Source organism: Geminisphaera colitermitum TAV2 (genome assembly GCF_000171235.2).
GTDB classification, from domain to species: Bacteria; Verrucomicrobiota; Verrucomicrobiia; order Opitutales; family Opitutaceae; genus Geminisphaera; species Geminisphaera colitermitum.
Genome location: NZ_ABEA03000104.1, coordinates 1 through 24,000 on the forward strand (window position 1 = coordinate 1; position 24,000 = coordinate 24,000).

General features: G+C 61.8%; 17 protein-coding genes. 8 read left to right on the forward strand and 9 right to left on the reverse strand.

Translation table 11 applies throughout. The annotated features are described in order from the left end of the window. Window positions 1-1,955: glycosyl hydrolase 115 family protein (locus OBACDRAFT_RS12070; protein WP_052361831.1), on the reverse strand; the 1,955-nt coding region annotated here is incomplete at its 3' end. Between the two features lie 170 nt (window positions 1,956-2,125). Between OBACDRAFT_RS12070 and OBACDRAFT_RS25325 the strand changes: the two genes are divergently transcribed. Further along, entirely contained in the window at window positions 2,126-3,028 is a 903-nt protein-coding gene (locus OBACDRAFT_RS25325; RefSeq protein WP_157837045.1) for a helix-turn-helix transcriptional regulator, read from the forward strand. A gap of 87 nt (window positions 3,029-3,115) precedes the next feature. Beyond that, window positions 3,116-4,600 (forward strand): ATP-binding protein, encoded by a 1,485-nt coding sequence (locus tag OBACDRAFT_RS12080; protein ID WP_043585965.1) that lies wholly within the window; start codon window positions 3,116-3,118, stop codon window positions 4,598-4,600. 177 nt (window positions 4,601-4,777) lie between these two features. On the opposite strand, the gene hisS is transcribed toward OBACDRAFT_RS12080, so the two are convergent. Beyond that, window positions 4,778-6,163: a histidine--tRNA ligase gene (gene hisS / locus OBACDRAFT_RS12085; RefSeq protein ID WP_043585967.1), complete on the reverse strand. Its 1,386-nt coding sequence runs from the start codon at window positions 6,161-6,163 to the stop codon at window positions 4,778-4,780. 130 nt (window positions 6,164-6,293) lie between these two features. Between hisS and dnaG the strand changes: the two genes are divergently transcribed. Next, the gene (gene dnaG, locus OBACDRAFT_RS12090) at window positions 6,294-8,159 is read left to right on the forward strand and encodes a DNA primase (RefSeq protein WP_043585969.1); all 1,866 of its coding nucleotides are present in this window, start codon (window positions 6,294-6,296) and stop codon (window positions 8,157-8,159) included. Window positions 8,160-8,336: 177 nt separating this feature from the next. Then, window positions 8,337-10,232 (forward strand): RNA polymerase sigma factor RpoD, encoded by a 1,896-nt coding sequence (rpoD, locus tag OBACDRAFT_RS31055; RefSeq protein ID WP_332835124.1) that lies wholly within the window; start codon window positions 8,337-8,339, stop codon window positions 10,230-10,232. A 313-nt stretch (window positions 10,233-10,545) separates the two neighbouring features. On the opposite strand, the gene OBACDRAFT_RS30710 is transcribed toward rpoD, so the two are convergent. The 3 genes from OBACDRAFT_RS30710 to OBACDRAFT_RS12105 form a co-directional block, all read right to left on the reverse strand. Then, window positions 10,546-11,451, reverse strand: coding sequence for an FAD-dependent oxidoreductase (locus OBACDRAFT_RS30710; RefSeq protein WP_052361835.1), 906 nt, complete (start codon window positions 11,449-11,451; stop codon window positions 10,546-10,548). Further along, window positions 11,399-11,974 carry an FAD-dependent oxidoreductase gene (locus tag OBACDRAFT_RS30715; protein ID WP_269799067.1) on the reverse strand — a complete coding sequence of 192 codons (576 nt, stop codon included), beginning with the start codon at window positions 11,972-11,974 and terminating at the stop codon, window positions 11,399-11,401. Before OBACDRAFT_RS30715 ends, OBACDRAFT_RS30710 begins: the two co-directional genes overlap by 53 nt. A gap of 274 nt (window positions 11,975-12,248) precedes the next feature. Next, a complete protein-coding gene (locus OBACDRAFT_RS12105; protein WP_043585971.1) occupies window positions 12,249-13,142 on the reverse strand; it encodes a helix-turn-helix transcriptional regulator in 894 nt (297 codons plus the stop codon). Window positions 13,143-13,366: 224 nt separating this feature from the next. Here OBACDRAFT_RS12105 and OBACDRAFT_RS12110 point away from each other — a divergent pair, with 224 nt between their 5' ends. Genes OBACDRAFT_RS12110 through OBACDRAFT_RS25340 form a run of 3 tightly spaced genes read left to right on the forward strand, consistent with a single transcriptional unit; the run spans window position 13,367 to window position 18,127 of the window. Next, window positions 13,367-16,411 carry a LamG-like jellyroll fold domain-containing protein gene (locus OBACDRAFT_RS12110; RefSeq protein WP_052361839.1) on the forward strand — a complete coding sequence of 1,015 codons (3,045 nt, stop codon included), beginning with the start codon at window positions 13,367-13,369 and terminating at the stop codon, window positions 16,409-16,411. Window positions 16,412-16,451: 40 nt separating this feature from the next. After that, window positions 16,452-17,363 carry a cell wall anchor protein gene (locus OBACDRAFT_RS12115; protein WP_157837046.1) on the forward strand — a complete coding sequence of 304 codons (912 nt, stop codon included), beginning with the start codon at window positions 16,452-16,454 and terminating at the stop codon, window positions 17,361-17,363. Between the two features lie 53 nt (window positions 17,364-17,416). Beyond that, entirely contained in the window at window positions 17,417-18,127 is a 711-nt protein-coding gene (locus OBACDRAFT_RS25340; RefSeq protein WP_052361844.1) for a pilus assembly FimT family protein, read from the forward strand. Window positions 18,128-18,131: 4 nt separating this feature from the next. Here OBACDRAFT_RS25340 and OBACDRAFT_RS12125 read toward each other — a convergent pair whose 3' ends face one another. Next, window positions 18,132-19,532 carry an MFS transporter gene (locus tag OBACDRAFT_RS12125; RefSeq protein ID WP_052361845.1) on the reverse strand — a complete coding sequence of 467 codons (1,401 nt, stop codon included), beginning with the start codon at window positions 19,530-19,532 and terminating at the stop codon, window positions 18,132-18,134. Between the two features lie 79 nt (window positions 19,533-19,611). Continuing rightward, window positions 19,612-20,940, reverse strand: coding sequence for an FAD-dependent oxidoreductase (locus OBACDRAFT_RS12130; protein ID WP_052361847.1), 1,329 nt, complete (start codon window positions 20,938-20,940; stop codon window positions 19,612-19,614). 98 nt (window positions 20,941-21,038) lie between these two features. Here OBACDRAFT_RS12130 and OBACDRAFT_RS12135 point away from each other — a divergent pair, with 98 nt between their 5' ends. Next, a complete protein-coding gene (locus OBACDRAFT_RS12135; protein ID WP_081722006.1) occupies window positions 21,039-22,196 on the forward strand; it encodes a LacI family DNA-binding transcriptional regulator in 1,158 nt (385 codons plus the stop codon). On the opposite strand, the gene OBACDRAFT_RS12140 is transcribed toward OBACDRAFT_RS12135, so the two are convergent. Continuing rightward, window positions 22,162-23,244 carry a glycoside hydrolase family 113 gene (locus OBACDRAFT_RS12140; RefSeq protein ID WP_052361849.1) on the reverse strand — a complete coding sequence of 361 codons (1,083 nt, stop codon included), beginning with the start codon at window positions 23,242-23,244 and terminating at the stop codon, window positions 22,162-22,164. The genes OBACDRAFT_RS12135 and OBACDRAFT_RS12140 overlap by 35 nt on opposite strands. 43 nt (window positions 23,245-23,287) lie before the next feature. After that, the gene (locus tag OBACDRAFT_RS25345) at window positions 23,288-23,977 is read right to left on the reverse strand and encodes a type II secretion system protein (RefSeq protein ID WP_052361851.1); all 690 of its coding nucleotides are present in this window, start codon (window positions 23,975-23,977) and stop codon (window positions 23,288-23,290) included. Window positions 23,978-24,000 lie beyond the last annotated feature (23 nt).

Sequence of the window (24,000 nt, forward strand, 5' to 3'; positions counted from 1 at the left end):
TTGCGCGGTTGGCGCAGTTGGCGCAGTTGGCGGAGCAGGGCGAGGAGGGTGGCGAGGGCCATTTTGGTGTCGTGAGCATACCAGCCGCGCCAGCGGGGTGGGTGTTCGCCGATGGGGTAGGCGGCGAGCGCGGTTTCGAGGCCGGCAATGGCGGCGGTGTCGTCGGCGGGCGTGGCGTAGAGGGCGGCGAGGGCGCGGTAGAGGCCGAGGAGAATTTGCGTTTGGGCGAGGAGGTTGGTTGCGAAAAAGGACCGGTGGCGCGGGTCAAGCGCGGCGGCGGTGGCGGGGTCGCGCAGCGTGGCATGGAGGTCGGCGAGGCGCGCGATGGCGGTGCGCAGGCGGTCGGGAAAACCGGGGGCGTTGAGGGTGTCGCGTGCGGGGTTGGGCGAGGGCTCACCGAGTAGAGCGGCGGGGTTGGTGGATCGTCGCGCCTCGTCGCGGCGGGCAATGAGTTCCCGGTGGATGAAGTGGCGCACGGCACCGTCGTAGAGGCGGAAGCCGGGGGTGACTTCGGGGATGGCGGCGAGGAGTTTTTCGTGGAGCGGGGCCAGGCCGGGCGGCGACCAGCGGGCGAGCCAGCCGGCGTCGGCGGCGAGGGGCGCGGGGGCATTGACCTGTTCCATGAAGCACTGTGCGCCCATGACGTGTTCGCGGACGTTGGAAACGTTGAGGATGGCGTAGTGGGTGTCGCCGCGGGCGTGCAGTTGGTTGACGATGCGGGCGATTTTGGAGGGCGGGGGGCCTTGCACGAGGTGGGGGCCGCAGGTCCAGACAGCGATGTGATAATAGAAGCCGCGAAGGAGGCCGGGGGTGCGCGGCAGGGTGGCAAAGTCTTCCTGCATTTCCTGGGTGAGGTGGTGGTCGGCGAAGACGCAGGTGACACCGGCGGGCACTTGTAGTTGTCCGCTCGATACGAGTTGGGCGCCTTCGAGCCAGAGGGTGAGGGTGGCGGGGGGGGCGGGGCGCGGGTCGATGGAGCGGATGATGGCAAGCTGGTCGGCGAGGGCGGAGGCAATGAACTCGGCGGCGCGGGTGCGAGAGGCGGGGTCGTGGCTCCAAAGGGCGCGGTCGCCGCGGCCCCGGAGTCCGATTTGCCAGATGACGCGGTCGCCGGCGATGTCGTGCCAGCGTTGGGTGTGGGCGCGCCAGCAGGCGCGCATCACGTCGGGGGCTTCGCGGTAGGAGAAGGGAGCGCCGGTGTAGTTGTTTTTTGAACACCAGGTTTCGTAGGCGAAGTGGGAGACTCCGAGGGGTTCGACGTGGTGTTGCGAGACGTAGAGGCCGCGCCGGATGGCGGCGCGAATGAGGGCGGCCTCGGGTTCGTGGGTGATGTCGGTGAAGGAGGCGGGGATGATGAGGTTGCCGCGCAGGCGGAGGAGGGCTTCGTAAACGCGGTCCATCGTCGCGGGCGTGGCGATTGGGGTGTAGTAGAGGAGGAGGCGTGCTTCGTAGTCGTCGGCCGCGACGTCGTCGAGGGGCGGGTTTTCGGTGGCGGTGCGGCGCGGCCAGTCGTCGAAGCGGCGGCCCGAGGAGGCGGGCCAGGAGTCGAGGAGGTCCTCGTCGTTGATGAACCAGCCTCGATAGCGAAACGCGGGAGCTTGGGAGGTGATGCGTTGCGGGGCGGGGCCGGGGTCAAAGGTGGCGAGGGGGGGGGGGGGGATGTCTTTCCAGAACCAGAGGGGATCGACGCCGAGGTAGCGGTGAGAGAATTCGTAGATGGCGTAAATGATGCCGAGGTCGTCGCCGCCAGTGATGCGGATGTGTCGGTCGGGGTCAGGGATGATTTCGAGGACGAAGGTTTCCGGGGCGAGGGTGTTGTCGTGCGCAATGGTGAGAATCCATTGCGCGGAAGGCGTTTCGGCAGCGGCTGGGAACACGGTGGCGAGGTCGCGGCGGAGGTCGGCAAGGGCGGCTTCGATGGCGGAACTGGTTTCTTTATTCTCGATACGAATCATGGCGAATGGACGGGGGGATGACGTGGTGATGTGGAGACCAGTTTACCCGAGGCGGGGCGTGGGCCGCCTGCCACGGCTTGAGCCGCGTGCCGTCTGAAATTGATCTGAAGCGGGCCGGGGCGGCGTTGACTTGGCGGGGCGCAGCGGGACAGGGTGGGGGATTCGTTATCATGAAACCAGCGGCAAATTATCCGGAAGAACCGGGGCGGGGACATCCGCTTGCCTACACGTTGGAGGCGTCGCTGCGCTCCGGTCTGGTGCATGTGGAGCATCGGAATGTGCTGGAGGGAACGCGGTTTCATACGCAGCCGGGGATCGAGATTCACCTGACGTTGGAGGGGCGGGCGCTGTTTCATGTGGCGGGGCGCAATTATTTGCAGACGACCCGGCAGGGATTGATCTTTTGGGGAAGGCATCCGCACCAGATCGTGGCGGATCGCACGTATCCGTTTCAGCGAATCAACATCGGCTTCGTGCCGGAGGATTTCGCGGTCAGGATTCGCGGCGGGGCGGCGTTTTTGTTGGACTGGGTGCCGAAGTCGGAGGCGTTTCCGTTCGCGCTCAGCGAGGGAGATTTTGCGCGTTTTGATGAATTGTCCCGACGCTTGCGGAGCGAGGTGAACCTGCGGCTTCAGGGCTGGCAGGATGCGGTGCTGGGTTGCGTACTCGGCCTGTTGACGCTGGTGCGGCGCAATGGGACGGGAGGCGGGCCGGGGGGGGGGGGAGGGGATGTTCGACGTGGCGGGCGGCGCGGGGAATTGGTTAACCAGGCGTGTTCGCATGTGCGCAACAATCTGGCCGAACGGCTCGCGCTCGGGGATGTGGCGTCGCGTTTCAGAATCACGCCGGAGCACTTGACGCGCAGTTTTCAGCGTCAGCTCGGCGTGAGTTTTCACCGCTATGTGCTGGCCGAGCGCATCGCGCAGGCGAAGGAGCGGCTGCGCAACCAGCCGGGCGCAACGGTCACGGATATCGCGTTTGAGTGCGGTTTCGTTTCATCCGACCACTTTGGAAAGGTTTTTAAGCGTCACACGCTGATGACGCCGTCGGAGTTTCGAGAGACGCAGGCGTAGCTGAATTTATGGAATACCGCTTGAGAATATCCCATGGGAAGAGGCAGGATGACAGCCCACCTTAATTGCAAATCAAGTAATCCGCCCATGCCCGAAGCCCAGCACGCCGAATGGAAAGAATCTTGGCGGGATGACCATCTCCGCTGGGTTTGCGGTTTTGCCAACGCCGACGGCGGCGTGCTGCACATCGGGCGCAATGATGGGGGCGAGGTGGTCGGTGTGCCAGACGCCCGGAAATTGCTGGAGGATTTGCCCAACAAGATCCGCGACCTGCTCGGCATCGTCGTGCCGGTCAATCTCCATCAGGAAGCGGGCAAGGCTTGGCTGGAGATCGCGGTGCCGCCTTATCCTTCGCCCATCAGCTATCGGGGGCATTATTACCAGCGCGTCGGCAGCACCAATCAGGAGCTCAAGGGCACGAGTCTCGACCGTTTCCTGCTCCGCCGCTACGGGCGCACTTGGGATTGTTCGCCGCTGCCCGGCGTCGCGGCGAGCGATTTGTCGCCAGCGGCCTTCATCCGGTTTCGCCAACAGGCCGGGCGCAGCGGGCGGCTGGATGCCGCCGCGCTCAAGGCGTCCGACGTGGAACTGCTGGGCAAGCTCAAGCTCACGGAGGGCAATTACCTCAAGCGGGCGGCCGTCCTGTTGTTCCATCCCGATCCGCTTGAATTCTTCACCGGCGCTTTCGTGAAGGTGGGTTTTTTTCGTCCCGGCGGCGATCTCGTTTATCACGACGAAATCAACGGCGACCTTTTCCAGCAGTCGCAACAGACGTTGGATTTGCTGCTCACCAAATACCTGAAGGCGGCGGTGACCTACGAAGGCATTGTGCGCGTGGAACGTTTCCCGGTGCCGCGCGAGGCGTTGCGCGAAGCAGTGCTCAATGCACTCGTGCATCGGGATTACATGATTCCCGCGCCGGTGCAGATTCGCGTCTATGACGACAGGCTGGTTTTGTGGAATCCGGCCGTGCTGCCGGAAGGCTGGACGGCGGCCACTTTGCTCACACCGCATACCTCGCATCCCTACAATCCGGAGATCGCCAACGCCTTCTTCCGCGCAGGCGAAATCGAGGCGTGGGGACGGGGCATCGAACGCATTTTCGACGCCTGTCGCGCGGCCGCCACTCCGTTGCCGCAACTGCGGTTCGACGCCGGAGGCGTATGGATGGAATTTGTCTTCGATGAGGCGTATCTGCGGGCACTTAAGCCTGTGGCCCCCGAAGTCACCCCCGAAGTCGGACGGCCCGAGTCGGGGCCAGAGTCGGGGCCAGAGTCGGGGCCAGAGTCACGGCTAGAGTTACGGCTAGAGTTACGGCTAGAGTCGGCTATTGCGGCTAGGATACTGCTTTTGTTGCGCAACGAATCACTGAGCAAAGCCGCCTTGGCTTCGCGATTGGGTCACAAGACGGTTTCTGGAAAACTCAACAAACAGGTGCGGCGTTTGATCGCCGAAAACCTGATAGAGCCAACCATTCCCGACAAACCCAACAGCCGTCTGCAAAAGTATCGGTTGACCCCCCAAGGCGCGACAATGCTGGCGACCATGAAACAAGGCGACGCAACACCATAAGCGACCTTGGCAAACCGGAACGCGTCACCCGGAAACCGCTCATACTATTTTCCAATCAGAAACACCTCACGCGGAGACACGGAGGCGCGGAGTGTTGTTGTTGTTTATTCTCCGCGTTCTCCGCGACTCCGCGTGAGTTCCTTGATCCGGTGTTATATCTTCGATCGAGAAATGGTATCAGTCGGCGGTTTTGGTATTCCCGCTGAAAAAATCGCGCACGGCGGCGGGCACTTGGTCGCGGGGGATTTCGTGTTCGCTGCGGTCGGTGAGGTCGCGGAATTTTACAACACCCTTGGCGAGTTCGTCGCTGCCGAAAATGAGGGCGAGTTTCGCGCCGGATTCGACCGCGGCTTTGAACTGTTTTCCGAACGCTGTAGTTTTTAATGGATACTCAACGCGGTAACCGGCGGCGCGCAGGTCGTTGATCGCACCAAAGGCTGCAATGCGCTCTTTTCCTACCCCCCCCCCCCCCCCCTCGCTGTTGGTGTTGGTGCTGTCGCCGATGACGACGTAAATGTCCGCCGCCTGCACGTAGGCGGGCGTCAGGCCGCGTTGCTCAAGGAGCAGGCCCATCGTCACGTCGCCGATGGCGAAACCCACTGCGGGCAAGTCGCCGTATCCAAGTTTCGCTACAAGATCGTTGTAACGACCACCGCCCGCGATGGCGCGAAGCTCGCCCTTGCGGTCGAACGCCTCGAACACGAAACCCGTGTAGTAGGCGAGGCCGCGCACGACGCCGAAATCAACCTCCACAAACTCGCCCAATCCCATCGCCTCAAGGCCGCCGAGCAGCTTGCGCCAATCGGCGAGACGGGCGGTGAGTTTTTCGCCCGCTGTCGGGTTTTGCGCGATGTGCGGAGCGAGGATTTTTTCGAGCGCGGGCAGGCTCTTGACTCCCAGAAATTCGAGCACCTTGGCCTTTAATTCCGGTGTCAGCGCGCCGTGTGCCTCGGCGTAAGGTTTGAATGCGTCGTCGCCGATCTTTTCGAATTTATCGACGGCGCTGAGAATGCCGCGGATTTGCGCGTCGGCGAAACCCAGCGCTTCGAGGTAATAAAACCACAGGTTGCGGTCGCTGAGACGCACGTAGAAATCCGCCGCGGTGAGTCCGAACGAGCGGATGGCTTGCACGAGAAGCGCGATGAGCTCGATTTCGGCTTCGGGACCCGGTTCGCCGAAGATGTCGCAGTTGAGCTGGAAGAAGGCGCGTTCGCGTCCCTTTTGCGCGCGTTCGTAACGGTAAAATTCCCCGATGCTGAACCACTTGATCGGACGCTTGAGCGCGTTGGCTTTGGCACCGACGAGGCGGCACACGGTGGGCGTCATCTCGGGACGCAGGGCAACGTCGCGTCCGCCCTTGTCGGTGAAACTGAAAAGCTGCGCCTCGATTTCGTCGCCCGACTTGGCCTTGTAGAGTTCGAGCGGTTCGAGGATGGGCGCATCGTATTCCTGAAAACCGAAGGCGTGGTTGGCCTGCCGCCACATGCGGAAGATGTGATTCCGGCGCGCAAAGGCGTCGGGATAAAATTCGCGGAAACCGGGCAGGGATTGAAACTGGGCCATGATGCGGAAAACTGGAATGGTGAGATTCGGAAAACGAAAGTGCCGACCTTGCGAAACCGTCCCCAGCGGGGCAAGACTCGACCTTTGACTTTCGCGGCCCGACTTTTGACCTTCCGACCTTCGACTTCCCATGCCCGTCATCAAGCCAGCCTGCATCCGCGACCTGAAAGTGCGCGTCAACATCGTCGATGTTGTCTCGCGCGTCGCCACGCTGCGCCGCGCTGGCGGACGGTTCAAGGGACTGTGCCCGTTTCACTCGGAAAAAACCCCCTCGTTTCACGTCAATCCAGACCGCGGCTTCTTCAAGTGCTTCGGATGCGGCAAGGCGGGCGACATCATCACCTTCGTTCAGGAGACGGAGCAGCTTACCTTTGGCGAGGCCGTGGAGACGCTGGGCAAACGTTTTGGCGTGCCCATCGAATACGAAGAAGGCAGCGGCGGCCCCTCGCGCGAGGAACGTTCGCTGCGTCAGGAGTTGTTCGACCTGCACGATTTCGCCGCCGAGCATTTTCACCAAGTTTTCCGCACCAAGGGGGGGGGGTGGGCGGGCGATTACATGCGCGATTACTGGACGACCAAGCGCCGTTTCAGCATGGAACTCGCCGACGAATTTCGCATCGGCGCCACCGACGCTCAAGGCAGCGGACTCGTTGCGGCAGCGCTTAAAAAAAAGTTTTCCGAAGAAGCCCTCCGTCAGAGCAGCCTGTTTTACATTCGCGACGGCGCGCTGCCCACGCTCGGCACCGTGCGTCCGCGCTTCAAAGGCCGCCTCATGATCCCGATTCGCGACCACCAAGGACGCGTCGTTGCCTTCACCGCCCGTCAGACGGACCTCACGCCGAAGGACGAACCTTCTTACGAGGCCAAATACGTTAATTCCACCGAGACCCCGATTTTCACCAAAGGCCATCTGCTCTTCAATCTCGACCGCGCCCGCCAGCACGCGAAAGACGGCCAGCCCTTCGTCATGGTCGAAGGCCAACTCGACGCCCTGCGCTCCTGGTCCGTCGGCATCAAGACTGCCATCGCCCCGCAAGGCACCGCCATCACCGAGCAACAACTCCACTTGCTCCGCCGCTACCACACACAAGTCGAGTGCTTTTTCGACGGCGACAACGCGGGCCGCGCCGCCGCCCTCCGCTTCCTGCCGATGGCGCTCAAGGCCGGCCTCGAAGTCCGTTTTCTCGCCGCTCCCGGCGAAGCGAAAATCGACCCCGATGTGCTCTTTCTCGAACGCGGACTCGCCGCCTACGAGGAACTCCGCTCCGGCGCGCGCGGCCCGATGGAGTTTGCCTGCGCCGCCTTGTTGCCCGATCCGGGCCGCGCCTCCGCCGAACAAAAAGCCCGCGCCGCCCAAGGCGTTCGCGAGATTGTCAACGCCGCCGAGTCGCACGTCGTTCGCGCCGCCTTTCTGAAAGAAGCCGCCGCGCTCCTGCGCGTGGACGAAACCGCCCTCCTCCACGACGCCCGGACCAATATCGGCGGACGCCCCCCCCCCCCCTCCCGGCAGGCCGAGGCGGACGCCGACGCGGGCCGCAACACCTTCGGAGCCGTGCAAGCCTTCGAGCACACCGCTGAGCAACACCTGCTCTGGCTCTGCCTGCACCACGAACAACTCGGCCCCTCCATTGCGCGCAGTTTTCCGCGCAACTGGATCAACACCACCCGCACGGCGGGCGCGTTGCTCAACCGTTTCCTGAATGAATTTGAACACGGCGAGGACTGGCCCGGGCTCGACCACCTCGACCCGTTGCTGGAGACGGACGAGGAGCGCAACATGATCGCCTCGCTTTCCTTTGAGAGCTTGCAAGTGGACGAACCCCTGAAAGTCGCCATCGAAGCGATCCGCCAGCTCCGCGCCCATGCGCTTGAGCCCCGGCTGCGCCAGCTCGACCTTGCGATCGCCTCCGGCGGCAGCGACGACCCCATCGCGATGTTCAAGGAACGCACCGAGTTACAACGCCAGTTGCGCGTGCCCATCGCCCTTGTCGCTTGAACGCGAAGGAAGTGGCGGGGGCATCATGATGGGGCGGCGGACGGCGCAAAAAACCGCTCGATCCATGCCATTTCTTAACGGCAATTCTTTTTTTGCCTTTTTCCAGATATTAGCTGTGATTCACCGTTTCTCTATTTCCGTAGGTCTCCCCTGATTCCTGTTATTCATCCACAATCCATGTCGCGCAAAGCCAAGTCGTCCGTTGCCACTGATAGTCATTCCGAAGCCGTGGAGGCTGCCATCGCGCAGACTCAAGATGGAGGCGTTGATCTGCCCGCCGGCGGCATCAACGAAAAAATCCGCAACCTCATCCGCCTCTCAAAAGAACAAGGTTATCTGACCTTTGACGACATCAACGAGGCACTCCCCGAGTCCGTCGAAAACCAGGAGGAAATCGACAACGTCCTCTCCATCCTGCAAAACCTCGAAATCGAAATCCTCGAACCCGACCAAGTCGAAGATTACAAACAGCGCCAGGAAGAGCAGGAGGAGGAAGAGTCGCGCACCTCCAACAACGACATCCTCGACGACCCCGTGCGCATGTACCTCAAGCAGATGGGCCAGGTCCCGCTGCTCACGCGCGAACAGGAAGTCGAAATCTCCAAACGCATCGAAACCGCCGAATCCAAGGCTCAAGAGGCCTTGTTCGAGGCCTCGATTGTGGGCCGTCACATCGCCACCCTCGGCGCCAAACTCCTCACCCGCGAAGAACGCTTTGACCGCATCGTCATCGACAAACGCATTGAGAGCCGCGAATCCTACTTCAAAGCCCTCCCCAAACTCGTCGAAACCACGCAGAAAAACGAAGAATCCGTCAGCGATTCGTGGGAGGAATTTCAAAAGGCGCGCAACGAAGCCGACCGCAAAAAAATCCTCAGCAAACACAAAAAGCGCGAGACCACCCTGCGCAGCAATTTCTCCAAATTCTTCTTCAAACTCAAAGTTTACGAAGAATGGCTCGAAACCAACCGCCCCGTCCTCAGCGAAATCGAGCTCCTCCACGCCCAACTCGACCGCGCCAAAACCCCCAAGACCAAAAAAGACGCCGCCATCGACACCAAGGCCATTCACGCCCGCCTGCGTGAGATCGAGGTCGAGCAACGCATCGAACCCGCCCAGCTCATCGAAGTCGTTCGCAAAACCAACGTCCACATCCGCGAGGCCCACCAGGCCAAGACCGAGATGGTGGAGGCCAACCTTCGCCTCGTCATTTCCATTGCCAAGAAATACACCAACCGCGGCCTCTCCTTCCTCGATCTCATTCAGGAGGGCAATATGGGCCTCATGAAGGCCGTCGAGAAATTCGAATACCGCCGCGGCTACAAATTCTCCACCTATGCCACTTGGTGGATTCGTCAGGCCATCACCCGCTCCATCGCCGACCAGGCCCGCACCATCCGCATCCCGGTCCACATGATCGAGACGCTCAACAAAGTGATGCAGGTGCAGAAGCAACTCCTGCAGGAATTCGGCCACGAACCCACGCCCGAGGAAGTTGCTGACGAAATGAACCTGCCCGTCGAGCGCGTGCAGCAGATCATGAAGATGGCCCAACAACCCATCTCGCTTCAATCCCCCGTAGGCGACGGCGACGACACCAGTTTTGGTGACTTCATCGAAGACAAATCCGCCGAGAACCCCTACGACATGACGGCCTACTCGCTCCTCCGCGAGAAGATCATCGACGTGTTGGATTCGCTCACCGAACGCGAACGCAAGGTGCTCTCGTTGCGCTTTGGTTTGGTGGATGGCTACAGTCGCACGCTCGAAGAGGTGGGCAAGCAATTCAAGGTGACGCGTGAGCGCATTCGTCAGATTGAGGCGAAGGCCCTGCGCAAGATGCGTCACCCGACGCGCATTCGCCAACTGCACGGCTTCTTCGACGCCGAGCAGGTGGACAACGCGCAAAACTTCATCAAGCAGATCCAGTCCAATAAGCCGATCATCCCCCCCCCCCCCCCTTCGCAGGTTGCGCCGGCAAAGACCGAGAAGAAACCTGAGCCTGCCAAGCAGCCTGAAAAGTCTGAGAAGAAGCCCGAAACGGCCAAACAGCCCGAAACGCCCAAAAGCTAAGGCGCCGGCCAAAGCCCTCATTCTTATCTAGTTCGCTTTCAAGTTGAGACTATTCCTCCGACGTAGCGCAGGCATCTTGCCTGCTGTCTGAAGTGGCGCGGGCGTCCCGCCCGCTCCGCCCGTAGCGCAGGCGTCCCGCCTGCCATCGAGTCTATTGCGCGAAGCGCGGTGACTTTCATGGAGTGCGTCTCATGGAGTGCGGCGCTTCGCGCAGTAGCTTGGACGGCAGGCAAGATGCCTGCGCTACGGGTGCTACTGCGCCTCTTCCTCCCCCCCCCCCCCCGCGTAGCCGCGCCCTCCGGGATTGGGCGCTTCAGGCAAAGACGAGGGCGGAATCTTCGACGTTGTCGAGGGCGGCCCGGATTTCGTTTTGCGGCAGGGCTTGCGGGAGCCTTCCGGAGAGTGAAGCCAGCGCGGCCACGCGGCCGACGGATTCACCCATTTGCACGGCGTTGCCTGTGACCCGGTAGCTCGCGTGCGCGAAAAAATCTCCGCTGATGCAACGTCCCGCCATCATCAATCCATCCACGTCGGCGGCGATGGCGGCGCGCAAGGGGATCTGATACGGGCGCACCATGATGCCGCCGTTGTCATAACTTTTCCCGCGTGCCGGATGGGTGCTGTGAATGTCCACGCAAAATGTGACGTCGCAAATCGCATCGTCGTGCTGACGCCCGCTGGCAATGTCGTCGCGCGTGACTGTATAGAGTCCGTGGATACGCCGGCCCTCGCGCACGCCGATCTGCGCGGCGGTCGCCACGAGTTGCACGCCCGCCCACGGGCCGCCGGAGCGGCGCAGCGTGCGGATGATCGCGTGAATCTCCGCCCGCGCATGGAGCGTGGCTTGCGTCACGTCCTCGTTGTCGAGTGCCGAACGTCCGTATTGGTGCGTGGCCATCATGGCGAAGAGGTCGCCGCGAAGGTGAAACAGCGTCGGCGCTCCATAGGACGGCGTGTGACCGTGGAGTTCCAGATGCCGGTAAAAATTTTGTTTGGCCGCTATTCTCTTCTCACCGGAACTGCGGTCGTGATGCTGACGTATCGCATCCGGCGATACACCGGTGATGAGCGCCATGAGACTCATGGGTTGGGTTTCGCCGGTGTCGGGATGACCGAGATCAAAACCGCAACCGGCCCGCGCCGCCAGATCGCCGTCGCCGGACGCATCAATAAATATGTCTGCCGTCCACGCTTGGCGTCCGCTTTTGGATTCGATCACGGCGTGCGTGAAACGGTGACGGCGGTGGCTGTTGCGGGCGGGGGGGGGGGGGGGGGGAGGAGGATGCCGATGTGCCGGCGGCATCGACGCGCACGGCCACGACGTGACTGTGCAGGAGCACGTGCACGCCAGCCTCGGTCGCCATTTCGTCGAGCACGAGTTTCATCGTCTCAATATCATAGGCGGACGACGGCTCTGCATGACTGGTTCCATTGCTGTTGCCATTGCGCCCGTTGGTCCGGGCCTCGCCGCCGGCACACGCGAAGCCTCCTTTGTTGTGCAGGCGCTGTTTGATCTCCGCCATCAGGCCGCCTTTGTTTTCGTGGTCGATGAGCCAGGACAGGCAACCGCTAGTCCAGACGCCGCCGAGGCAGCCATGCGCTTCGACCAAAGTCACGCGGGCGCCGCTCCGTGCGGCGGCAATGGCGGCGGCGATACCGGCAGGACCTCCGCCGCAGACGAAGACATCGCAATGGCCGGCAAGGGGCGTCGTCAGGTTTTCGTTGAGGAAAGCGTTTTGCATGGTGCGTGTCCACATCGTGCGGAAACGCGCGGCCGGGGGAGACGATAAGATTCCGGCAAAAAGTTTCGCAAAATTGATCCAAGCGATGTGGCGCGGGAATTTCCCCGTGTTTGTGGAGTGCGGCGATTCATCGCCGCTTTGGACGGCGCGATTTATCGCGTTGCCCGGTGGAGTATTGGGCGGGCCGTTAAAACGGCCCGTCAAAGCGGCGATAAATCGCCGCACTCCATGGTGGCGCAATGTCCCTCCCCCCCCCCCCCCCTGCACACAGAGGTTATCCTTCGGTCCGGTAAACGCGCGGACTTTTTCCGGTGTATTTTGAAAACAAATACGAGAAATACGCCGGGTTGGCAAAGCCGGTCATGAGGGCGATTTCGTTGACCGGATGCGTGGTGTCGCGCAGGAGCAGACGCGCGCGCTCCATGCGCATGCTGTTGTAGTAGGTGAGCGGACTGACACCGCAGCTTTGTTTGAAAACGCGGCAGAGATGCGGGTAACTGTAACCGAGACGGCAGAGTGTTTTTTCGAGCGGCTGGCGGGCCGTCGTGGCGTCGCCGAGCATGCGGTTAAGGATCTCGCGCATGCGGCCCACGAGTTGGTCGGCGTCATTGGTTTCGTGCAGGCCGGACGGGGTTTGCAGATAGCCGGTTTGCTCGCCGAGCACGTCGATGAGGATTTCCAAAAACAAGGCGCGGCACGAGGCGCGTTCGCGGGCCGTGCCGATGCGCCAGCGTTCCTTGAGCCGGTCAAAGGCTTGGAACACGCCCGCCGGATCGGGGATCGGTCCGTGCAGGATTTTCTCCGGCACGAAGGTCGGCGCGTGGCGGTAACGGCTGACGTCGGGGGTGCCGGGGAAATAACACGAGCGTGGCACGGACTCCGTCATGAGTGGTTCGCGCGCCACCCAGTCGAAATGAACCCAGCGCAGGTGAAGCGCACCATGCGAGGTCTGCACCCCGGAGTGCGGGCGGGCGCAGGGTTTGATGATGAAGCCGCCCGCGCCGGTCTTGATCGGGGACTCGTTTTCAAAACGCGTTTCACACTCGCCGTGTTCCACGAGGAGTAGTTCGTGATCGTAGATAATGCGCGGTGGACCGGCCCACTGGCGAAACTGCTCGGCGTCTACGGTGTGAATCTGTGGCGATATTTGGTCGAGAAAGTGGAGCATGTTCGTGAACCGGGGGGGGGGGGAGGGAGGAGAAATTAGGAATTAGGAATTAGGAATTAGGAAAACGGACTCCGGCTGCGAGACGGTCTGAACTTTCTAATTCCTAATTCCTACTTTCTACTTTTTCGAACCGGGAAGGCAATCGTGGTGAATATCAATTTCACGAAAGTTTCGTGTTCTTTTTGGTATCTTGAAATCCGGTGCTTTGTTGCAACGTGAAGTCCATGCACCCGGCCCCTGGTCAACGAAAGTTCCCTCTCTTCTGTCTGCTGTGTCTCGCATTTGCGGGACTTACTGCCGTCGCTACTGCCGCCACGCCGGATGCGTTTCGCCCCGAAGGTGACAACTGGCGTTTTACCTGTCGCCTTGCGGACGTGGGACCGAAGGACAGCGCGTGGATCGAACTCCATGATGCGGATCAAGCGCCGCTCTACCGCCTCGGTTTTGCCGCCGGACGCGCCCGCGTGCAGCAGCACAAGGGAGGCAAGTGGGCCAGTCTCTGGACCGACACCGCTGACTCCAGTTCTGCGGGCATCGGCGTATTTTGCTTTAATGGATACCTGTTTCTCGAAGTCGGCGAACCCGGTGACGTTCGCCATGTCGTGGCAGCGAGTGGCGCGGAGGTTAAGCCCGACATCGATCCGAGCACGGGCAAGGCGCTTCGCGCAGCCGGTCCCGCTGGCACCAAGCCGCCGCGACTCATCCGACTGGCGGGAAATCGCAAGGGTAACACAACGTCCTTCATCACCGATCCTGTTTTCGAGCAAGGCGCGCGGCCTGCCGTGAAACGCAAGCCCGCCCTGCGTCCTATGCAAAAGGAGGCGATCACGTGTTATCTGCCCTGGTTTCCTGCCGATCTCACGGCTCTCGGATATCAGCGGCAAAACGACTTTCCCGCCGTGCCTTTGCGGACGGACGCAGGTTTCGATGTATTGAAAGATGAGATACGCCTGATGGCCGCGCACGGTCTCACGGCGGTGAATACCGACATCCTGTTTTTCACGCCCGAACGCGTGCGCGCCGGGCTCACGACGTTCAAACGCGTGCTCACGCTCGTCCGCGAAATCCGCGCCGAGGGTTTTGCTGATTTCAGGATGCTGCCGTTTATCGAACTGAAGGACATCCCGCTTACGGTTGCGGGTGCGCTCTACATGCTGGAGCGTTTTGGCGACGATCCCGCATGGCTCCGTTCGCACGACACCGACGATCCGCGCGGGCGTCCCGTTTTCCAGACCTACCACCATTCGGTGCATGTCCAGTTGACGCCGGAAAAATGGACGGAATTGGTCGAGGGCGTCGCGGCGGGCGGACGCGATTCGTTTTGGATTTACGGTTTCGCCGGCATCAAGCCCGCGCTCGGCAACGTGGCCCCAGAAGAGGCGCGCCGGATCATTCCAGCCACGGATGCCGTGTATCATTTTGGCGGATCTTCGCTCACGGCGAGTTCTGGCATCGCACGTCAGGTTCGGGAAAAATTTTCCGGTCTCCGTCCCAACCTTACAGTCGGCGGATCGGTGCATGTCGGCTACTACTCGGCGCGCACTTACAGCCGCAATTTCATCTCGCCGCGCCACACCGCCGAGTTGCGCGAGCAATGGGCTTATTTGCAAAGCGGCGCGCCCGACTTCGTGCACCTCACGACGTGGAACGATTGGAACGAGGCCACCACCTTTTGCCCGTCATTCAGCGACCTCGGCAGCCGCCTTGCCATCATGCAGCGTTACCTCGCCGGTTGGTTCGGACGTCCGCTGCCGACCGGTCGCGACGGCGTGCCGGAGATCGTGCTAAGTTATCGCAAATCGCTTTATCCCGGCGAGCCGCTGCGCGTGGAAGTGCTGCCCTTGCCCACGAGCAACGGCGCGAAAAAAGTGCGTTGCGAGATCGTTGTCACTGATGCGGCAAGTGGTCGCGTGGTGATGCGGGAAACGAGTCCTGATTTTTCAACTACAAGTCTCGACGCGATGAAAGCGTGGTATGCGCAGTCTGCCGAACCGCTCGCCAGTGATCTCGCGCCCGGCGTCCTGCGGGTGGCGGTGCGAGCGCTGACGGAGAATGGCGAAATCCGTTATCACCACCTGCCCGACATCGTCGTCAGCGAGACGGAAAACTACAACGACCAGCTCTTTTACAACGTGCCACTCCATCGCCTCGCCGGTCCCGAGCGCAGCCTCGCGCTTCGCATCAATGGCAGCGAAAGCGCGTCCGCCAAGGCCACGGGCAACGGTCTCTACGCTGTAGATTATGAACTCAGCGGTCCCGGCTCCGCAGGGGCGTCCGTCGCAGGCATGAAGCGCGGGCACCTGATGCGTTTTCTCGCACCGCTCGACAGGGATGGCGCCGAGGTTGTCGATCTCAACAAACGGGTGACGCTGACACCGTCCGCGGATGCCACGAAGCAGCGGCGCAGTGTTGTCGAGTCTGCCGCGAGATGGACGCCTGCCGAGCGAGGCCCGGATTATTTTGCGGTGCTCGCCCGCTTTGAGGACGGCACTTGGGCGTATTCGCCGACGGTGCTGGTCGCGCCTCCTGTTCCGTCGCCCGCGCTCGTAGCCGACTGGGTTTTTGCGGGGCTCAAACCCGCGCTCATGGGCAACGTGGCCGGACTCGACAAACCGAAAAACGTGATCGAGGACCGTTCGCTTTATCGCAACGAACTCACGCTCCCGGAAAAGAACGGGCTGAAATTTGTAGATCTGCCGGGCTCGGGCGGCACCGCGCGCGCGATGCAGTTTGACGGACAGACTTTGCTCAAGGCTGCCGAAGACACCGCGGGCAATGGTCCGCTGACGGTTGAGGTTATTTTTCGTCCCGGCCAGACCGGACGCCACGAAGTCATCTGCTGGCAACGCGGCGCGCAGGCCGGTCTTGTCATGGAAAAAACAGGACACCTCAAACTTTCGCGTTTGCCTGAGCTGCGCGCTTATCCCGATCCGTTTGTCGAGGTGCGCAGTCGCAAGCCTCTCGCGCCTGACCGGTTTCATCACGTTGTGGCGGTTTATGACGGTGTTGCGCTGACGCTCTGGCTCAACGGCGAGCGGCAGGAATCCAAACCTTGCCTCGGCACGCGTTCCACGGAGGGCTTTGCCATCGGCGGCAACTCCGCTGGCAAGGTTGGCGCTGCCACCGTGGACGGCATGCCCGGCGAAGGTTTTTTCACCGGGCAACTCGTCAAACTCACCGTTTACGGGCGTGGACTCCCTCCGCAGGCCATCTCGCAACTTCATCAGGCCGCAGCCCGGCTTCCGTTCATGAACAGTCCCGCGCAGTGAGCTCCCTTTCCCGCTTCCAGAAAACTCCAACCGTCAATCCATGCGTCATATGAAATACACTACAAAAATAACCACTCAGACACTCCCGGTGTTTCTTGCCACCTGCCTGCTCGTTGCGTCGGCAGTGCTTCCGGTTCGCGCCTCCCTGCTGCTCTACGAAGGCTTCGACTACGAAGCTCCCATCGTCGGCAAAGAAGGCGGCTCGGGCTTCAACGCAGCCTGGGCGCAACACGCGAGCCCGGCTACGATCAATCTCAAGGCCGGCCTCGACTACACTGACACCAACACCGACGCTTTGGTCGCTACTGGCGGCAGCGTCGGCATCACGTCAGTCGCGAGCGGCGGCATTAGCCGCACCTTCGATGCGATTACCGCGGCGGCCGACACGACCACGACCTACTGGCTCTCCTTCGTCGGCAACACGGCGTGGTCGGCAACCGGGAGCGGTAACAATTTCTTCGCCTCCTTGATGCTGCGCTCGGGCACCACCGACATCCTGAGCGTCGGCGCCTTTGGCAGCTCCCCCAACTGGCGAGTGCGCGCCAACAATAGCAATTACAGTTCGGCTACCGGTGTTCCAACCTCTTCGACGCAGGCGTTTGTCGTGGTGCGCATTGATGTGAACACGGCGACGGCAGGCAACGACGCGGTGTATCTGTGGATCAATCCTGCCCTCGGCACGGAACCCTCGATCGGAGCCGCGACGGGCTCGATCACGGGAACCAACCTGTGGAACTCCTTCTCGTTGGACAGCCTGCGCATCAGCGTTAACGAAAATGCTCCCGCGGGCGCGACGAAAAGCATTTCTCTCGATGAGCTCCGTCTTGGAACGAGCTATGCCGACGTTGCCGTGACAGTGGTTCCAGAGGTGGCGTCCACAGCCGTGTTTTTGGGCGGAATGTTGTTTGTAGTTGTTATTTTACTACAAGGTAGGCGCTCGCGTTCCACTTGATTTATCCCCTCCCCCCCCCCCCCCCCTCCTCCTGAGAAAAATTGAAAGTTCAAATGAAAACATCACGCCATCCTGCTGCTGGTTTCACACTCATCGAACTCCTGACGGTGATCGCCATTATTGGCATTCTGGCGGCGATCATCATTCCGGTGACAGGCAGGGTGCGCGCTTCGGCGCGTCAGGCTTCGGGGCTGGCAATCATGAAGAACATTGGCATGGCGATTTACCTGCACACGGCGGATTATAAAGATATGCTGCCAGGGCCGATCAACCAGATGCAATACGTGTCGATGCGCTGGCAGGATCATCAAATTACGTATCGGTTGGCTCAATACATCGGAAGTGCGGGCTATCCGAAGGGGCAGTTGGTGCCGCAGATTTGTCCGCCTGGTTTCGACAAGCAGGTGGCTGATATCACCGAAACGCCTGCCTACATAGCCACGGATAACGTGGATGACGGAGGCGGTGTCAACGACCACACTCAGAAACCCACGCGCATCAAGCCGTTTGGTAACTCAACTGGAGCGGGTGAGGATGCTGTGCCGAAGAAAATCACGCGCATCGTTGATCCCGCGCGCAAGGTGGCGTTGATGGATTTTGACAACGAGTTGTATAGAGTCAGCGGCAAGGCGGGCAGTGTGCAGGCAAAGCATCTGGACAAGCCGTTCTACGGCAGTCGTCGCAATGCGCTGTATTTTGACGGTCACGTGAGAAGCGTCCCAGCGACAGCGTCGTATGAGTGGGGGCGGAGTGATTTTCCGTGAAGCGTCACACGGCGGCGCGTCGTTTTTCGAGTTGTTGGCGGATGGCGGCGACTTCGGTCGCGCCGAGGCGATAGAACATGAACAGGACGAGGCAGGCGCCGAAGAAGAAACACGGCGCGAGTGAGAAATAGATGCGCAGGCGGAGGATGGTTTCGGGAGCTTGCGCGCCGCCGAGTTGTTGTTCGAAACCGGTGAGCACAAGGATGACGCCGGAGAGGGTGAAGGTGAGCGAGGCGGCGAGTTTGTGGACCCAGCCGGAGACGGCGCCAAACATGCCTTCGCGACGGTTGCCGGTGCGCAGTTCGTCTTCGTCGCAGATGTCGGCTTTCATCGAGTGCAGCAGTATCCAGAATCCGGATGAACTCGGGACGAGAAAGAACGGAAGCGCGAGTTGCCAGTAAGGGTGCGCGGGGTTGAAGAGGAACCATTTCAGGATGCCGGCCAGGATGCCGAGGCCGAGGCAGATGCGAATGGTGTTGGTTTTTCCAATACGCCCGGAAAGCCAGGTGATCACAGGGATTGATACCCAGGCGACAGGCAGGCTGACGGACGCGGTGAGGCCGAGGAGCATGGCGGCCTGCTTGGTGTCGCCTCCAAAAACATGATAGGTGTTCACATAAATGCCCAGGGCGTTGAACGTGTTTATCCCGATGACCATGCACACGGAGACAGCGAGGATGATTCGGAAGGGGATGCTGGAAAAGGTGACGCGGGCGGATTTGAAGAGCGGGACTTTGGGCTGGCTTTGCGCGATTTTCTGATAGCGCTCACGCAGAAAAAGCGCGGGAGGGAGTCCGCCGATGAGGAAGAGTGCGCCCATGCCGATGCCAACCCATCTCATGCCGGTGAGTGTGTCGGGAAAGATGTCGAGTTGGGCGAGTTTGAAGGCCCACGCGATGATGAGCGAGGTGAGCGTGGCAAAGAGCGAGCGGGCAGCAGTGACGCGGGTGCGTTCGTGATAGTCGGGCGAGAGTTCCAGGCTGAGACTGAAAAAGGGGACGCTGAAGAGGGTGAAACAGGTGTAGAAGAGGAGCGAGGTAACGAGAAACCAGACGGCGGCGGCAGTGGTGCTGGATTGCGCGGGGACAAACCAGATGAGCGGGAAGACGATCGCAGAGAGGAGTGCGCCGATGGCAATGAAGGGGCGGCGGCGGCCCCAGCGCGAGCGGCTGTTGTCGGAGATGGAGCCCATGACGGGATCGGTGAACGCATCCCAGAGGCGCGCGATCATGTGCATGGTGCCGATGACGGCGGGGTTCACGCCGAGCACGATGTTGAAGATCGGGTTGGCGAGGTTTTTGAGGGACTCAATGCCGAGGTTGTAGGGCACGCCGCCCGCGCCAAAGGCGGCGAGGTCGCGGAGGCGGAGTTTTGTCGCGGAGGCGGGGGGGGGGGGGGGAGGCATTATGTTTTAAGTGGCAAGTGGCGCACGGGCGTCCCGCCCGCAATTTTTAGAAGGCGGGCGAGACGCCTGCGCCGCGGGATTATGCGGTGACAGGTTGTAGTTGTTCGATACGGTTAAGGGCGGCCCGCACTTCGGGCCAGGGCAGCGATTGCGGGAGGCTGCCAGTGCGGGCGGCAAGGGCGGCGGCGACTCCGGCGGCCTGGCCGAGCGCGGCGGCGTTGCCAGTGACGCGATAGCTGGCATGGGCAAGGAAGTCGCCGCTGATGCAACGTCCGGCGAGGAGAAGTCCGTCAACATCGCGCGCGATGAGGGCGCGCAAGGGAATGTCGTAGGGCTGGGTGCGCGTGCGGTTCACGGGGTCGTAGGATTTTTCGCCGTTGGGGTTGGTGCTGTGGACGTCGATGCCAAAGGTGGCGCGACAGATGGCGTCGTCATGGCGGGCGCCGTTGACGAGTTCGGCGGCGGTGACGGTATGGAGTCCGTGGATACGACGCGCCTCGCGGATGCCGATTTGCGCGGCGGTGGTGATGACGCGGAGGTTTTGCCAGGGGTGGCCGAGGGTGCGGAGGGCGGCGGCGAGGCGGTGAATCTCGGCGCGGGCGCGGAGGGTGGCGGTGGTGATCTGGCCGGCGTCGAGGGCGGAGGCACCGTATTCGTGGTTGCCAATGAAGGCGAAAAAATCGTCGCGGATGCGGAAGAGGATCGGCGCGGCGTAGGAGGGTTCGATGCCGGCGCGCCGGAATTCGGCGAAGAGGCGTTCTTTGGGTTCGCGGAGGCTGCCGCCAATGAAGTCGGGGATGTCGCGGGCGTGAATGCCGGTGACGAGCGCTATGAGGCTCATGGGCTGGCATTCGCCGGTGTCGGGGTGGCCGAGGTCGTAACCGCATCCGGCGCGGGCGGCGAGGTCGCCGTCGCCGGTGGCATCGACGAAGCAGCGCGCGGTCCAGGCTTCGCGTCCGGTTTTGGATTCAGTGACGAGGTGGGTGAGGCGGCGGGTGTCGGGATCGACGCGGGCGGCGACGACCTGGGTGTGGAGCCGGACGTGGATGCCGGCTTCGAGCACGAGTTCTTCCAGGAGGAGCTTCATTTGCTCCGGGTCATAGGCGTAGTTGGCGCCGCCTTGGACGCGCGGGATGCGGGCGCCGCGCTGGTCGAGCGTGTGGGTGATTTCACGCATGATGCCGGGTTTGTTGGCGGCGTCGATGATCCAGGAGAGGAGTCCGGTGGTCCAGACGCCGCCGAGGCAGCCGTGGGCTTCGATGAGTGTAGTGCGGGCGCCGGTACGAGCGGCGGCAAGCGCGGCGGCGACTCCGGCGGGGCCGGCTCCGGCAACGATGACGTCGGTGTCGGCGTTGCTGGCGTTGGCGAGCGGGAGGTCGCGGGCGGGTTCGTGGAGTGTGGAGGGCATTTGGAAATTAAGAACTAGAAATTAGGAAAACGGAGTGTCGGACGGACCTTGCGCGGAGGCTTGCCAGAGAGGAAGTCTGGCGTTGGTCTCATCGTAGAATGAAACGCGCCACGGAATCTCAATCGCAGTTGAAGGACGTCAACATGGAGGCAGTGGCGCGTGCGGCGGGCGTGCACCGGACAACGGTGTCGATGGCGTTGCGGGGGCATCCGAAATTGCCGGAGGCGACGCGGGTGCGCATCCGGGAATTGGCGGAGCGGATGGGCTACCGGCCTAATCCGCTGGTGCAGGCGCTGATGAGCACGCGCGCGGCGCGGGGGCGTGGGAAGGGGGGGGGGAGGGCGGCGATGACGGCGGAAGGGTTTGTGGCGGAACTGGCGTTTGTGAGTCGTCAGGCCAAGCCGGCGGAGTGGGAACGGGAGCGCGGATTGTCCGCTTACGGGCAGATGTTTCGCGGTGCGCGCGAGCAGGCGGCGCGGCGGGGTTACCGGTTGTCATATTGGTGGCGCGAGGAGCCGGGAATGACGGGCGTGCGGTTTGCGCAGATTCTGGAGGCGCGCAATATCCACGGGGTGTTGATCGCGCCGCATTCAGGGGCGGGCAACCGGATCGACATGCCGTGGGAGCGGTTCAGTGTCATGGAAGTTGGATACAATTTGATCGAGCCGGATTTTCACCGGGTGGTGCATGATTATTTCCATGGCATGAGGCTGGCTCTGGCGCGTGTGCGCGAGGCCGGGGCGAGGCGGGTGGCGCTGGTCCTGCCGTGGCGGATGGATGAAAAGGTGCATCATTTGTGGCGGGCGGCGTTTGTGGACGGGCAACGCTTGTGGCCGGTGCGTGAGCGGATCGCGCCGTGGGTGGTGAGTGACGAGGATGCGAGGGAGGGGCGGTCCGTGGAGGTGTTTGCTCGCTGGTTTGAAAGGTGTCGTCCGGAGATCATCGTGGCTCCGACACCGAGGTTTGTCGAACCGGTGGCAAAGGCGGCGGGGCTGCGCGTTCCGGACGATGTGGGTTTCGTGAACCTGTCGTGTCACGAGCGCGAGGGGCGTTATTCGGGGATTTTTCAGGATTGGTCGCGGATGGGGGCGACGGCGGTGGACATGCTGATCGGGATGATGCACCGGGGCGAGCGCGGCGTGCCGGAGCAGGCGCATAGCACGCTGGTCAGCGGGCTGTGGGTGCCGGGGCGGACGTTGGGGGGGGGGCGGGGAGGGGCGTTCAGGAATGAGGTCGCGCGTACCAGCGGCGCATGATGTTGGCGGCGGGTTTTTGCCAGACGGGGAATCCTTTGTCGCCGCGGGGGTCGTCGCGGAGCCAGGGACGGTCGTTTTGTTCTTCCCATTTCCACCAATACAGGCCCATCCACCAGGGTTCCTGCCAGAAGGCGCGGAGGATGGTTTCAAGGAAACGTGCCTGGCCTTCGCCGTCGTAGCCGCCGGGGTTGTCCCAACCGAAGGGTTTGGCAATGGAGCCGGTGGTGGAGCAACAGCCGCATTCGGCAAAATAGAAGGGTTTGCCGAGGAGCGCGGCGGCTTCGCGGTAGTAGGCGACGTCGGGTTGGATGCGGGCGAGCATTTCTTCCTCGGTGGTGTCGGGGCCGTCGCCAAGCGGGGAGTAAAAACTGGAGCCGAGCGAATCGAGTTGGCGGAACCAGTGGTCGGGGTGTTCGCGGAGTTCTTTGACGAAATCGACGATGCGGGTGTGGCCGGTGGTGAGGTGTCCGTGGTAAACGCTGCGGGCGGCGGCGATGACGCGGAGCCAGTGGGTTTGTTGGTGGATGGTGTGGTCGAGTTCGCTGTCGAGTCCGTAGGCTTCGCATCCGGCGCGTTGGGCGAGGGCGGCGTAGTGGAGGGTGCGTTCAACCATGCTGTCGAACCAGCGGGTCCAGTGGGTCATGGGTTTGCCGGGAATGATTTCAACTTCGTTGGGGAAGGTGATTTGGATGCGTTGGGCGCCGTCCCAGCATTCGAGCATGGGGCGGAGTTGGACTTTGAGGCCGCGGCTGTGGATGTAGTCGATGATGTCGCGGAGTTCGTCGTCGGCAGGGGTTTGCTTGAAATCGCGGTATTGGCGGGTGCTGGCAAAGGTGTCTTGGAGGACGGTGACGACGAGGCAGATCCATTCGATGTTGAGGGTGGCCATGCGGTCCACTTCGCGGCGGGCTTCGGCGCTGCCGTAGTAGCCGTTGCGGGCGTAAAAGCCGAAGGTCATGCCGCGGTGCAGGGCAACGGCGTTGGCAGGACGGGTGGACGGCGCGGATTTGGTTGGTGCGTAGGCAAGTGGTTCTTCGATGGTGATCACTGGAAAAAGATGGTTCGTGGTGTGACGAGAGAGAAGGAGGGGGCTATTGGTCGTATTGGGAATCGCCGCCGAAGAAGTAGGTGGTTTCGTGCGTGGGCTCGTATTTAGGGGTGTCGCGGGTGACATCCGCGTAAAGCAGGGTGCTCACTTTTTCACGGGTGACGTTGCCGGCGAGACGAACGACACTGACTTTCCCGGCGTGCGGTTTCGGTGTTGTTTTGAGGTAGGAGTTCGAACCGGACATTGCGCCCCTGTCGAGCCAGCCACCCGTTGAACAGGTAGCGAGAATCAAACGCGAGGGTTGTGTAATGGACGAGATCGGTTGCATGGAAATAAACTCGTTGAGGCCATAAATCCAATTGGGGTTATCAGGATCTTTCGCTCCCGGTTTAACGCGACAACTGAACATTGTGATCCGATCTCCACCGGTGCGTTTAACATTGAAGTAGTCGATGAGATCATAGTGCCCGTAATGACCCGATCTGTATGCTGTTTCCGGCAATTTGCCTTTGTGGTCCTCGGCGAAGAGTTGGGTGGCGAAAGCGTATTGGCGAATCGTGGCGGCGCATTTGGTGTCACGAGCGGATTGTCTTACGCGTGCGACTGTCGGTATCAGGATTGCTGCGAGGATGCCGATAATGGCAATGACCGTGAGCAGTTCGATCAGGGTGAAGGCGGAGCGGTGTTCTGGTCTGCGTTTTGAGGTGAGGTTGGTTGTGAAGAGTGGAGTCATGGAGGGGGGGAGGCGCGGAGGCC

Bases quoted from the DNA above. Each gene is read 5' to 3' on its own strand.
- OBACDRAFT_RS25325 (WP_157837045.1), top strand. From the start codon at position 2,126: ATGAAACCAGCGGCAAATTATCCGGAAGAACCGGGGCGGGGACATCCG.
- OBACDRAFT_RS12080 (WP_043585965.1), top strand. From the start codon at position 3,116: ATGCCCGAAGCCCAGCACGCCGAATGGAAAGAATCTTGGCGGGATGAC.
- hisS (WP_043585967.1), bottom strand. From the start codon at position 6,163: ATGGCCCAGTTTCAATCCCTGCCCGGTTTCCGCGAATTTTATCCCGAC.
- dnaG (WP_043585969.1), top strand. From the start codon at position 6,294: ATGCCCGTCATCAAGCCAGCCTGCATCCGCGACCTGAAAGTGCGCGTC.
- rpoD (WP_332835124.1), top strand. From the start codon at position 8,337: ATGTCGCGCAAAGCCAAGTCGTCCGTTGCCACTGATAGTCATTCCGAA.
- OBACDRAFT_RS30715 (WP_269799067.1), bottom strand. From the start codon at position 11,974: ATGCAAAACGCTTTCCTCAACGAAAACCTGACGACGCCCCTTGCCGGC.
- OBACDRAFT_RS12105 (WP_043585971.1), bottom strand. From the start codon at position 13,142: ATGCTCCACTTTCTCGACCAAATATCGCCACAGATTCACACCGTAGAC.
- OBACDRAFT_RS12110 (WP_052361839.1), top strand. From the start codon at position 13,367: ATGCACCCGGCCCCTGGTCAACGAAAGTTCCCTCTCTTCTGTCTGCTG.
- OBACDRAFT_RS12115 (WP_157837046.1), top strand. From the start codon at position 16,452: ATGCGTCATATGAAATACACTACAAAAATAACCACTCAGACACTCCCG.
- OBACDRAFT_RS25340 (WP_052361844.1), top strand. From the start codon at position 17,417: ATGAAAACATCACGCCATCCTGCTGCTGGTTTCACACTCATCGAACTC.
- OBACDRAFT_RS12125 (WP_052361845.1), bottom strand. From the start codon at position 19,532: ATGCCTCCCCCCCCCCCCCCCGCCTCCGCGACAAAACTCCGCCTCCGC.
- OBACDRAFT_RS12130 (WP_052361847.1), bottom strand. From the start codon at position 20,940: ATGCCCTCCACACTCCACGAACCCGCCCGCGACCTCCCGCTCGCCAAC.
- OBACDRAFT_RS12135 (WP_081722006.1), top strand. From the start codon at position 21,039: ATGAAACGCGCCACGGAATCTCAATCGCAGTTGAAGGACGTCAACATG.
- OBACDRAFT_RS25345 (WP_052361851.1), bottom strand. From the start codon at position 23,977: ATGACTCCACTCTTCACAACCAACCTCACCTCAAAACGCAGACCAGAA.